Here is a 12,882-nt window from a genome sequence, read left to right on the forward strand (position 1 = left end):
TTAGGAGATTATTATGGCAAGATATAGAGGACCAGTAGAAAAATTAGAAAGACGCTTTGGTGTTAGCTTGGCATTAAAAGGAGAAAGAAGATTAGCAGGGAAAAGCGCATTAGATAAACGCCCTTATGCACCAGGTCAACACGGAGCAAGAAAAGGTAAAATTAGCGAATATGGACTTCAATTAAGAGAAAAACAAAAAGCTAAATTTATGTATGGAGTTAGCGAAAAGCAATTTAGAAGACTTTTTGCAGAGGCAGCTAGAAAAGATGGTAATACAGGGGTTTTACTTATCCAACTTTTAGAGCAAAGATTAGACAATGTAGTTTATAGAATGGGATTTGCAACCACTCGTCGTTTTGCAAGACAACTTGTAACCCATGGGCATATTTTAGTGAATGGTAAAAGAGTGGATATCCCAAGTTTTAGAGTTGAGGCAGGTGCTAAAATCGAAATTATCGAAAAAAGCAAAAACAATCCTCAAATTACAAGAGCGATAGAACTTACAGCACAAACTGGTATAGTTGCTTGGGTTGATGTAGAAAAAGATAAAAGATTTGGAATTTTTACAAGAAAACCTGAAAGAGAAGAAGTTGTTATTCCTGTAGAGGAAAGATTTATAGTTGAGCTTTACTCTAAGTAATAGGAGTTAGATATGAGAAAAATTACAACATCTGCTTATACACCGACAGAATTTACGATAGAAAATATTAGCGACACTGTGGCTAAAATTAGTGCTTGGCCTTTTGAAATTGGCTATGGGATTACTTTAGCTCACCCTTTACGTCGTTTGCTTTATACAAGCACTATAGGCTACGCTCCAACTGCAATTCATATTGATGGAGTGTCTCACGAATTTGACAGTATGCGTGGTATGTTCGAAGATGTAGCACTTTTTATTATCAATCTTAAAAAATTACGCTTTAAACTTAAAAGTAATGCCGATAAAGAAATAGTAGAATTTAGTTTTAAAGGTCCTAAAGAAATTTATGGCAAAGATTTAAACAACAATCAAGTTGAAGTGGTAAATACTGATGCATATTTAGCAACTATCAATGAAGATGCGGAACTTAAATTTACTTTGATTATAGAAAAAGGAATTGGTTACGTGCCAAGCGAAGAAACAAAAGAGCTTTTAAATGATCCAAAATTTATCGCTCTTGATGCCTTTTTTACTCCTGTAAGAGAAGCTACTTATGATATTGAAAAAGTTTTATTTGAAGATAATCCCGATTATGAAAAAGTGGTTTTAACTATAACAACAGATGGACAAATCACTCCAAATGAAGCTTTTCAAAATGCCTTAGAAGCTATGTATAAACAATTATCAGTTTTTGATAAAATCACTAATGTTAGAAGTATTATTAAAAATCAAGCCACTAGCAATGAATTAGAAAATACTAAATTATTGCAAAATATTACTGATTTAAATTTAAGTGCAAGAAGTTACAACTGCCTTGAAAAAGCAGGAGTCGTTTATATAGGCGAACTTGCTTTAATGAGTGTAAATGAACTTGCAGGGCTTAAAAATTTAGGTAAAAAATCACTTGATGAAATCAAAAGCATCATGGAAAGTATAGGTTTTCCTGTAGGAACTTCTAAATTAAGTGATAACAGAGACATATTAAGCAAAAAAATTGCTGAATTAAAAGCACAAAATGAAGGATAAAAAATGAGACATAAACACGGATATAGAAAACTTGGCAGAACTTCATCTCATCGTGCTGCTTTGTTAAAAAATTTAACAATTGCTTTGGTTAATAATGGTAAAATCGAAACAACATTACCAAAAGCTAAAGAATTAAGAGGATATGTAGAAAGACTTATTACTAGAGCTAGATTGGGCGATTTCAATGCTCATAGAGCTGTTTTTGCTTCCTTGCAAGATAAAAACGCTACTAATAAACTAGTAACAGAAATTGCTCCGAAATTTAAAGAAAGAAACGGTGGCTACACTAGAATTATAAAAACAAGAATTCGTCGTGGCGATGCTGCCGAAATGGCTTTTATTGAATTTGTGGCTTGATATAAATTTCTCTAGCTATAAATTTGCTAGAGAAATTTATTTTGTAATAAAATTATAATTCTTCCTTGTAATCTCTTTTGACTAAGATTTTAATTTTCTTATAGAACAAATTTTATAAAAATATTATAATTTCAGAATAATTTTATCGGTATGGAAATTTAACCATGAAAGAAAATCAAAGTTATAAAAACGCTTTGTCGTTTTTAGCTTTAGCAGGTTTTAATGTTCCAAGTATGGTTTTTGCTAATACTTATAAAAATTCTGAAAAAATATTTGTCCAAAACTATAGAGCAAAAATATTCTTTAATAATTCAGAGCAATTCGATATCCTTAATGAAATAATTGAAAGAATTTTTTTCCTGAAGAGATGATTTAGAATTAGCTACAAAAGATAATCGTTTTTAACCATTTATTAAAGAAAAAACTAATGTTTCTAATACTACTAGGATCACACAGTGGGTAGAATTTTAAAATGGGTATCAATACTTTAAAACAAGAAGTAAAAAATTCGTTATAAAAAAATTTTGTAAAAATTTCTGATAAAAACTTAAGTCTTATGTTTTTTCTAATGTATAGTAATAGATCAAATTATAATCAAATTGGAAAAGAAACTAGAAGCTAAAACTCTTTAAAAAATTCTGTATACAAAAACAAAATAGACCTTATTACAAATTATATGCCTTTTTAAAGCATCTATAATCAAAAATATCAATCCATATCAAGATAGTAGCATTGCTTTAAATAGGTTTGTGAGTATTATTAAAATCAATGTTATTTAAAAATTGAAACTTAAAACATAAATAGAAGGTTTAGCAAGTACTAAACAACATTTAAAAAAATTGTTTTTATATCTCAAAAAGGTAAAATTAAAGCTTTAATATTAACAGAAAAGCAATAAACCTAAACCGCTCACACTTTTTGATATTGGTAAGGAGTTTTTGGGGTATAAAAAAGAACCCGTCGAGACCCCAAAAAAAACTCCTTATTTCAAATTCTCTATGTTAAAATCCTTTTATGGGAAGTAAGCGTGAAAGCTGATATCACAGTAACAATCAGAGCAATCATCCCTAGCATAAGATACGTATTCTGAAATCCTATATGATCATACAAATAGCCAGCAAAGGTAGAAAGAGGTATTGCGGCAAGTAGTTTGGAAAGATTAAAACCGACCAAATAAACAGTCGCTGACAATCGAGTACTAAATATTACCGTAGTATATTTAAACACCCCTACTAATAAAAATGGAACTTCAAGACAGTGAAGCATTTTTAAAATTACAACTTCTGTAATAGTGGTAGCAAAAGAAGAACCGGTAATGCGGATGGTCATAATTAAGCCTGCAACAAGAAGGGCATTTTTAGCACCAATACGATTAATTATCCATGGTACAAAAAACATAACAATACCATTACAAAACTCACCCGCGGTGGTAGCAAACCCGAATACCTGTGTTCCTGCCTCATGAGTATCAAAAAATGAACGAAAAAAGGTGGCAAATTGCTGATCAAATACATCATAGATACATGCTACACCAATCACATATAAAACAAACATCCACATTTGACGCATGCGAAACAAACTAAAGACTGTTTTAGCAGAAACCAAGGAAGAGTTGACACCCTGTATATTCAAAACCTTTGCCGTCTGGCCGGTACGGCTCGCCAAATACAATAAAAAAAGCAATAATGCACCAAATCCAGATCCTATCCAAAAAACAATGGAAGGATCTATACTAAAAAGTATTCCTGTTATACTCGCAGATATCCCCCAACCATAGCACCCAAACATTCTTACTTTACCGTATTCAAATCCACTACGGCGACTGACCCGCTCTATATAGGCTTCGATAGTTGGAGCACCTGCACTAAATACAATACCGACATAGACAGCACCAACCAGTGCACCTATCCAGATATTAAAGAGCAGCAGGGGTGCAAATACATATAAAAAAAAGGGAGCGAAAAATAACAACAACAAGCTGATACTAAAGATTAGATTTTTTTTCAGTCCCAAGCGATCTGATATAAACCCAAATAATGGCTGTAAAATGATACCAAGCAAAGACATAAATGAAAAGACTATACCTGTTTCCATTTTACTGAGTCCGATCACATCGGACAACCATATAGGAAAAAACGGAAAATAGATTGCCATGATGAAAAAATAGATAAAGAAAAATGGACCGAAAATCCAGAAATCTGGATTCTTATATATACTTACAGAATTCATTATTCTTACTCTTCTCACACTCTTTCAAGTGCAATTAAAATTGCACTCTCTGGATCCAGTATAGGAAGTTGAATTCCTCCTTGTGTCAACCATTCACCACTAGCCTCTAAAGACTGGTTCATCCAGAGTGGTAATTTGCGCATAGTATGGCCACCTTCGCCGACCACCTGAATTTCTGGGTGATCAATAACCTTAATACGATAACGTGCTTCTGCTACCAGTCCAGGAAAACGAAGTATGCCAGGTAAGGTGTAATCCGGCATTGCAAGCTGACTGATCATAAAAAGTGCCTGAGACTGATCAGGGCTAACTACTCCTTGAACCTGTATCGAAGAATCTGGCATATCCACACGCCAGAAAACACCTGTATGAATTAGTTTTCTCCATTCTTTATAGAGTAAAGCATAACGACGATAACCCTCAGATTCTATCTCATCTGCGGCCACCGGATCCAGTTCTAGTCCCATATGACCGAATAATGCAGTCAAACCACGAAAAGCGATACTGTGCTGCCGGAAAGTTGTATGGCAACGACTAGGACCAATATGAGCCCCCATCACCTCCGGAGGGAAAAAATAACTCATACCACGCTGTATGGTGCAACGCTCCAGTGCATCATTATTATCAGATGCCCAAAACCGATGTGTGCGTTTCAGAACTTCAAAATCAATACGCCCACCACCGGAAGAACAAGACTCAAACTCAACATGTGGAAAGCGTTCGCGAAGGAGATCAAGTAACCTGTAGAACTGACAAGTCTGTGCATCTGCTGCTGCACGGCCTTCATATCCAGCCTGCACAAGCTCACGATTCATATCCCATTTCACATAATCAATAGGATGTTCTCCCAGTAACCATGATAAACGCTCATAAATATAATCAAAGGCCTCTGGAATATTCAGATTAAGAACATACTGATATCTTCCAGTTGGTTGGGAATATCCTGGCATTGACAATATCCAATCCGGATGAAGACGAAATAAATCAGAATCTGGGTTAATCATTTCTGGTTCAACCCATATGCCAAATTCCATACCAAGAGATTTCACATGCTTAATAACTGGCATCAGCCCGTTTGGATATTTCTTTTCATCTATATACCAGTCGCCAAGAGCAGCGTGGTCATCATTACGTCCTTTAAACCAACCATCATCAATAATGAAACGCTCAACACCCAGTGATGCTGCTCGATCAGCCATCTGCATGATGTAATCAGGATTATGATCGAAAAAAATACCTTCCCAAGTATTAAGATGTACAGGGCGGCTTTTATTCTCAGGAAAACGGATAATTTCATCACGTAAAAAACAATGGTATTGCTGACTCATTCCATTAAGACCATCCACAGAGTGGCAGGCATATAACCAAGGTGTGTACAGGGTTTCATCCTTCTTAATAGCTTTTTCACCAGGCATCCACAAAGCTTCTGCCTGTAGGTAACGCCTACCGTCAGTTTTTGCCTCACATCTCATACGATGATTTCCACTCCACCCTAGATGTACTGCCCACACCTCTCCTTGTTGCTCTGAGAAGCCAGGTGTGCCGACAATCAACGCCGGAAAATGCTCATGAGATGTCCGTCCTCTGCGATTTTCCAACACAAAAGCATCATGATCCACACGCACCCTGTGCGGCTGAAACTCACGAGTCCAGCGTCCATGAAAGGCCATAACTTCTTGTGCACGTTCAACTACCGGTAGAGTGATAGCGAAACGATTTATCCACCAGTCATCATCTTTAAGATTGGTCAGTGCATGACGAACTTTTAAAACCCCTGATGAAGTCATAATCAACTCACTGACCATACGTAGGCCGGCTATAGAATCTTCACTAGTAAGTTTCAGGGTATTTTTAGTATGTTCAACATCAACCGTATGAAAGATAGGATATGCATCTAGTCCATTTCTATGTCCTTCCAGTCCTGAAGAACTAAAAAGTCCCAAGCCATTTTCAGCCATAAGTGTCAGTGGAGTATCAACATCCAAACGACCATTCGCAACCGGTCTTTCCAGACTAGCGCAGTCATCTGGTGAAAAATGTTTCAGCGCAGAGCCCCAATAAATAATCTCTGCATGTGGATGGGTTTTAATAATTAAATCAGAATGAGAATTACTCAGTCTGCAGTACTTTGAAATCATAAAGATATCTCCTCTTTAAATTGTATTATCCGAAACGTTTCAAATATTTAAACTGTGCAAAAAATCACACTTCTAGTTATTAATACTTTATTATAGAAATATTTAAAATTAGCTAAAACTGATTCTAATCTTAAATTAAAAAGGCTAAAATTGAGTATAAATGTTACGATTGGTTACAACTTGGATCATTCTAAACTCGATTTTATACACAGTGTTAGTTTTAGAATTTTACAAAATGGAGCGAGTCCAATTATTTCAAATCCTGTAAAACCAAATACGCCATCTTGAGGATATGATCTATCTCAGAATCACTTATAATTTTACCAAACAAAATAAAAATCTTTACAATTATATGTTTTCAAAAATTAAAAAATATTATGCAAGAAATAGGTGCTTGAAAGCATTTATGCTTCTCCAAAATTAACTGATTATGATATTTTAAAAGGTAGATGAAAAATTAAACCCTAGTTTTTTAACTTTGACTACAAATAAGGAAACTAAATTTTTACTTTTTTCTAGGAACTAAAATATCAGCTTTTTTCATATAATATTTCAAATCTTTTTTTAGATTTGAAATATCGTCTCTAATCATCTCATCATTAATATAAGATGATAATTTTTGCTTTTCTAATTCTAAAGAATAGCTTTTAAAAGTTTGTTTTTCCTCCTTACTTAAGCTATTCCATATTTTTCTTTCATTTGCCTCATAAAGCTCTTGATTTGAAGATTTAATTGCTCCGCTTTCTCTGCTCTCTGCTCCGCTAAGTCTGCTTTTATCTTCATTTCTCTGGCTTCTTGCTCCATCAAATCTGCTTTCCGCTGTGCCTCTAGATTGAGTTTTATTTCCTCCAAGACTTTGTCCAATTCTTTCTCTAAATGCAATTGTTTGCAAGTTATCGCTAAGTCCTCCAAAAGCCAAAGAGGAATTTCTTTCATATCGTCCTCTTTCGCTATGTGTAAGTTCCTCGCTAATCTCTCCAAACTCTCCTCGCTCATCTGCCCTGATATTACTTCTGGCACTTGTATTTGCATTGTCATTTTGTTTTGCCTCCTGTTTTTGGATTTCTTCTTTTAAAATAATTTTATTTTAATGCAAGGCTTCGTTGAGTTTTACTGCTTTTTTATTTAAAGCAACGATCATTACTCCAGTTGTTGAATCTTGACGGAAATGGAGCCCATTTAAACCTTGAAGTTCTAAACCTTTATATATTTCTTTATCAAAAGTGAAATTTGGATTAAGCTTTGCAAGTTCTTGTGTATCTTTTAGTAAAAACTTAGTCCCTTCTAAAACGGCAATTCCTGCATCAACGATACAATTATCACCTAAAGGAATTCCAGTAACTGAATTTGCACCTAAAAGACACGCTTTGCCTATACTGATCGCATTCCCACTTGTACCACTTAAAACTCCTAAAATAGAAGCTCCTCCGCCTATATCTGATCCTTCTCCTACCACAACACTTGAGCTTATACGGCCTTCCACCATACAAGCCCCTGTTGTTCCAGCATTGAAATTCACATAAGAAGCACCCGGCATAATAGTTGTTCCAGCCGCTAAAGAAGCACCCATTCTTACTTTAGAGCTTTCTAAAATTCTTGTATTGTCTTCAGGTATAATATGTGCTAAAAATCTTGGGAATTTATCTACAAAATCAATCTTTGGATATTGATTAGTCATTTTTAAACGCACTTCATTTTCTCTTAAATACTCAAGTTCTATAGGCTTATCGTCACTCCAAGCAACATTGCTTAAAAGTCCAAACGCACCATTTAAATTTATACTTCTTAAAGGCACTTTTTTTGTAGAAAGTAAATAAAGTTTAAGATAAACACTTTCAACACTCAAAGGTTCTTTATCTTCAAAAAGACATACAAAAGCAAATTCATCGTCTTTAAATTTATCCTTAATAAGTTTTAATAAATCAATATTTTTATGTCCTTCTTCTTCTAAAAAAGGTTTAAAGCAAGATAAAGCAAAATCAATATCTTCAAGTTTTAAAACTTGCGAAAATTCACTTTTGCTAAAATCAACTTCAACACCTCTTTGCATAAAAGCTTCAAGCATTATCGTTGCTGAAGCAAAATTTTGTTCATAATTGACCAAAGCAAAACTTGCTTGTAAAATTTTATTTTTATTAATTTGTCCTCTATCAAGCCTCGCTATACCAAAGGCTTTAGGAGTTCTATAGCCACTTTTTTGCTCAATTTGTTTGATTAAAAGTAAAAAATCTTCTTTGGTATTTATCGACATTTATTTCCTTTTTATTATTTATTTTAAAAGATGGATTATATCAAAATAAAACTTGAATTCTTACTTTAAGTTAAAATCCGCAAATTTTTATATAAGTAATAAATACTTTTAAAACCGCTATAAAGAACAATACTAAAAACGATATTAATTTTTTCTCATTATTTTTTTCCTTAAATAAAAATATTGATTTGCAAATCTTTCAAAATCATAGCATAAGGTATTAACCCCCCCCCTTTTTTTTTTTGCGACTTAATTTAAACTTAAAGTAATTATTTTTTCATACTTTAAACGATATTTTTATTTTTAAATAAAACTTAATTAAGTTTTATTTAATATAACTTTTTGGAAAAAAATATAATCAATTAAATATCTATTTTTTCATACTTTTAAGTGGATTTTTTTTTCAAAAAAAGCCACTATAAAAAAGTCGCAAAAAAAGGGGGGTTAATATTTTTTTATTTTTTTAAAAAAAAATGGTAAAAAAAATTCTTTTTAATAGCTATTTTTTCATACTTTTAAAAGTTTTAATTTTTTTTCATAAAAAAAATCATTCAATGATTTTTAATAATTATTTTTTATTCAATTTTTGATTTTTTTTATATTTTTTAAGCAAAAATTTTGATTTTTTTATTCTTTTTAAAATAGAATTTTTGTTTTTATTTTTTATAAAATAAAGTATCGTAAAAAATACTTTATCTTTCTATATTAAATGTTTCTTTTTTCTTATTATGTGATGCTTTTTCTTAGTCGTCTTAAATCTCATTTCTTATCTTAAATATTCTTTTGCATATTTTGTATTATTTTTTCATATTTTTTTTGATGACTTTTTTTCATATTTTTTTTATTTTTTTTATCATTTTATTTTTTTAAAAAAAAGTAATTTATTTCAAGAACAAAAATTAAAAAAAAGTTTTTTTTAATTTTATTTTTTGCAAAAAAATCTTTTTTAACGTTCAAAGCACTATAAAATAGTGATTTGAGTTAAAAAACAGCCACTATAAAGGGTTATCCTGCCTCTATACAAGTTTTATATTTTTTACTATAATTTTTTAAATTAATTTACTAAAATTTTTGAGAAAAGAATGCAAAAAAAGATTGAAGAATTACTTGAAGAAATAAAAAAAGTTAAAAAAGCAAGTTCTATCATAAAAGACAATTTTAAAAGAAATAAAATTTTTAATCATTATGTTAGTTCTTATTCAATAAAAAATAATATTAATAATTTCAATAAATCTTCTTTTTCTAAACAAGTTATTGTAAAACTTTTAAGCAATTTATCAAGTGCTGGTGCAAAAAGAGCGATGGAATATATTTTAAAAAATAATGATAATTCCTTACTCATTAATGAAAAAGGGGAGGAAGTTACCACCAAAGAAGTTTTAAAAGACTGGAAAAAAGATTTTTCTAAATCAGAAAATGCAAAAGACGCTTGGCATTTAATGTTTTCTATAAAAGAAAATCCTACTCCTAAAAATCTTGAAATTTTAAAAAAATCTGTTCAGCAAGTTATGGATAATAATTTTCTCGGTTATAAGTATGTTATGGTTTTACATACTCATCAAAATAATCCACACGTTCATATCGTTTTAAATAAAAGAAATATACTGACAAAAAAGAAAATTCATTTTGATAAAAAAGAAGACGTGAAAGAGTTTTGGGACGATATTAGAAATAATTTTTGTATGACTTTAAATAACAAAGGTTTGCGTTATCATAATCATTCAATTTTAGAAAAAGATTTAAAGAAAGAATGTCAAAAAATTAAAAGAAATTTATATCTTGATGAGTATGAAACTAAAAATAATTTAAATGAGATTTTATTAAATAATATTCAAAGAGAAAATATTAAAATCGAAAAGAAAAAAAGTAGAATTGATTTTTTTTCTGAAGAGAATAAAAATTTAAAAGATGAAAGAAATCATTTGCTTAATCTTTTTAATCAATATAAAAAGAAAAATAATAAAAAATTTTATAAAATTGGGCGAGATTTAAAACTCAATAGCAAAAAAATAAAAGAGAATGAAAATTCTATTTTAAATGAAATGAAAGAGTTGAAAGAAATTAATTCAAAAATTGAAATTTTAAACAAAGAATTAAATAAATTAACTTATGAAAAAATAATTGACGCAAAACGATTAGAAATGTTTTCAGATAGCATAAAAAATGTAAAAATTTCATCAAAAAAAGATTATCAAGAATTCTTAAAAGTTAAAAATACTATTTCTAAAAATAATCAAAATTTAGATGATGCTATGAAAAAGAATTTAGAAGCAAATTTAATCTCTTTAAGTCTTTTCAATGGCAAAAAACAAAATATTTTTAATTTAGAAAAGAAAATACAAAGCTTAGATAATGCAATTTATTTGCTTAAAAAATCAAATTCTGAAGTGTGGGAATACGAAAACTACCTTAAAAATTTAGAAAGCAATAAAGACTTCTTGCAAGATAATATTACGCTTGGATTTAAGAATTTAAAGCTGGAGCTTTCAAATAAAAACATTAAAAAGATTAATCCTTTTTTGATTAAAGAGTATGAGAAAGGTTGCGAAATTTTAAATATAAAAGATGATTTAAATATCATAAATAAAAGCAAAATTTCTTATTCTTCTTTTTCTAGAAAAATCAATAATAAGCAAAATGAGAATTTGAAAGATAAGGGTTTATAATTAATGCGGATCATAAGTCCGCATTAATTTATTTATTTTATAAAAAAATTTTTGTCCTCGTCGCTTACGTAGCAAACTAAGGTTTTATCTGCATACGATTTATTATCACATCTAACATCTATAAATTTATAATCATTTTGGTTATTTTTCAAGATAATAAAATTAAAATAACGATAAAGTTTTTTTTGGTCTTTTAAATTTTCTTCAAGTCTAGGAATTCTCACACTTGCATTTACAATCTTTTTTTCTAAAGATTTTACTGAAGAAAAATCGTAAAGTTCATAATTTGGATACTTCTTTTTAACGGCCTCAATTGCAGTTTCATAATAAGGAGAATTGTCTTTGTTTTCTAGCTTTACTAAATTGTCGCCACACCCTGTTAAAAAACTAATTAGCCCTAAAGCTAAAATTCCTTTTAAAATTTTTTTCATTTTTTTCTTTCTTGAAATGTTTTAAATTATAGCTTTTTAAGCTTAAGAAAATATTTTCAAGGTTTAGAAAACCACTTTTCCATATTTTCATCAAAAATAATCCAAACTTGCTTTCTTAAATCATTGTTTAAATGTAAATGATATAAGATAGGTTTGTTTGCTATGACTTGGCAATACAATATCACCAAAATTTTTATGATGAATCGCATCTGGCAAAGTCTGTGCCTCTAAAGCAATGCCTTCATTTTTATTTGCTAAAGCGCCTTTATCTCGACTAAATGAAATATTTTGTCCTTCAATTTTTTCAGGCGTATAAACAACAAGTCCATTACGATCTGAATGCACGATAATTTGACGTTTGCTTTCTTTATCTTTTAAAATGGCAGCCAAATTTGTTTTAAGCACATAAGCTGTATCTAGTCCTTTAATTTCTTTAAGCACGGATTCTACATTTTTAAAATTACGAAAATCATAAGCTGTGTTATCAACAGCAATGAATTTTCCAGTAGGGATTAAACGCTCATCGGTTTCTAAAATATGATCACTATTGATTTGCAATTCATGCGTTGTCAAATCGCGACGATTGCTTAAATTAAAATAAACGTGGCATGTTGGGTTAAACAAAGTATCTTCCTTGCCACCTATCGCACTATATGCAATGCTTACTTTATTTTGATTGTCTAAAGTATAAACAATACTAGCTTGTATCTCTCCAAAAAAGCCATCCATGCTTTCATCGATTTTTTTTTGAAAAGTCACACTCACGCTATTTTCATCAACTGAAGTTGAATATTCCCAGTTCCAAGTTGAAAAGCCGTGTGGTCCACCATGAAGAGTATTGCCGTGATCATTTTGTGGCAATTTATAATGCTTTGCGTTTAAATCATACGATGCATTTTTAATTCTTCCAGCAACCCTGCCGATCGATTTACAAATGTTTTGAGGGTTTGAGTAATAATCATCAATGTTATCAAAACTCAATAATAAATTTTGATACTCTTTATCCTTAGTTGGAACTAAAAATTGATGCCAAATTGCCCCCATACTAAGGCAGGAAATTTCTACATTATTGTCATTAATCAACCGAATTCGTGTAACTTTTTCATCGTTATACTCACCAAATGCTTCTTGCAATATCTTCATT

12 protein-coding genes are annotated in these 12,882 nt (G+C 30.7%); 6 read left to right on the forward strand and 6 right to left on the reverse strand.

The window, feature by feature from the left end; all coding sequences use genetic code 11:
- Positions 1–13: 13 nt before the first annotated feature.
- From rpsD to CQA69_RS02440, 4 genes are all read left to right on the forward strand, one after another.
- Entirely contained in the window at positions 14–640 is a 627-nt protein-coding gene (gene rpsD / locus CQA69_RS02425) for a 30S ribosomal protein S4 (RefSeq protein ID WP_137620237.1), read from the forward strand.
- A gap of 12 nt (positions 641–652) precedes the next feature.
- Positions 653–1,666 (forward strand): DNA-directed RNA polymerase subunit alpha, encoded by a 1,014-nt coding sequence (locus tag CQA69_RS02430; RefSeq protein ID WP_137620238.1) that lies wholly within the window; start codon positions 653–655, stop codon positions 1,664–1,666.
- A 3-nt stretch (positions 1,667–1,669) separates the two neighbouring features.
- Entirely contained in the window at positions 1,670–2,023 is a 354-nt protein-coding gene (rplQ, locus tag CQA69_RS02435) for a 50S ribosomal protein L17 (RefSeq protein WP_137620239.1), read from the forward strand.
- Positions 2,024–2,187: 164 nt separating this feature from the next.
- On the forward strand, positions 2,188–2,394 hold the full coding sequence (locus tag CQA69_RS02440) for a hypothetical protein (RefSeq protein WP_137620240.1): 207 nt from the start codon (positions 2,188–2,190) through the stop codon (positions 2,392–2,394).
- Positions 2,395–3,019: 625 nt separating this feature from the next.
- Here the strand turns inward: CQA69_RS02440 and CQA69_RS02445 are convergent.
- Both CQA69_RS02445 and CQA69_RS02450 read right to left on the reverse strand, forming a co-directional pair.
- Entirely contained in the window at positions 3,020–4,252 is a 1,233-nt protein-coding gene (locus tag CQA69_RS02445; protein WP_137620241.1) for an MFS transporter, read from the reverse strand.
- 14 nt (positions 4,253–4,266) lie between these two features.
- Complete coding sequence (locus CQA69_RS02450; protein WP_137620242.1) at positions 4,267–6,390, reverse strand: alpha-galactosidase; 2,124 nt, start codon at positions 6,388–6,390, stop codon at positions 4,267–4,269.
- Positions 6,391–6,540: 150 nt separating this feature from the next.
- Here CQA69_RS02450 and CQA69_RS08910 point away from each other — a divergent pair, with 150 nt between their 5' ends.
- A complete protein-coding gene (locus CQA69_RS08910; RefSeq protein ID WP_171000297.1) occupies positions 6,541–6,678 on the forward strand; it encodes a hypothetical protein in 138 nt (45 codons plus the stop codon).
- Positions 6,679–6,895: 217 nt separating this feature from the next.
- On the opposite strand, the gene CQA69_RS02455 is transcribed toward CQA69_RS08910, so the two are convergent.
- Together CQA69_RS02455 and CQA69_RS02460 are read right to left on the reverse strand one after the other, a co-directional pair.
- Complete coding sequence (locus CQA69_RS02455) at positions 6,896–7,309, reverse strand: hypothetical protein (protein WP_137620243.1); 414 nt, start codon at positions 7,307–7,309, stop codon at positions 6,896–6,898.
- 168 nt (positions 7,310–7,477) lie between these two features.
- Entirely contained in the window at positions 7,478–8,641 is a 1,164-nt protein-coding gene (locus CQA69_RS02460) for a tetrahydrodipicolinate N-succinyltransferase N-terminal domain-containing protein (protein WP_137620244.1), read from the reverse strand.
- Between the two features lie 1,082 nt (positions 8,642–9,723).
- Between CQA69_RS02460 and CQA69_RS02465 the strand changes: the two genes are divergently transcribed.
- On the forward strand, positions 9,724–11,307 hold the full coding sequence (locus tag CQA69_RS02465; RefSeq protein ID WP_137620245.1) for a relaxase/mobilization nuclease domain-containing protein: 1,584 nt from the start codon (positions 9,724–9,726) through the stop codon (positions 11,305–11,307).
- A gap of 32 nt (positions 11,308–11,339) precedes the next feature.
- On the opposite strand, the gene CQA69_RS08915 is transcribed toward CQA69_RS02465, so the two are convergent.
- Together CQA69_RS08915 and CQA69_RS02475 are read right to left on the reverse strand one after the other, a co-directional pair.
- A complete protein-coding gene (locus CQA69_RS08915; protein WP_171000299.1) occupies positions 11,340–11,738 on the reverse strand; it encodes an LptM family lipoprotein in 399 nt (132 codons plus the stop codon).
- Between the two features lie 120 nt (positions 11,739–11,858).
- Positions 11,859–12,881, reverse strand: coding sequence for an aldose epimerase family protein (locus CQA69_RS02475; protein ID WP_137620247.1), 1,023 nt, complete (start codon positions 12,879–12,881; stop codon positions 11,859–11,861).
- Position 12,882 lies beyond the last annotated feature (1 nt).

Origin of the sequence: Campylobacter estrildidarum, assembly GCF_005406205.1 — a bacterium.
Classification (GTDB): domain Bacteria; phylum Campylobacterota; class Campylobacteria; order Campylobacterales; family Campylobacteraceae; genus Campylobacter_D; species Campylobacter_D estrildidarum.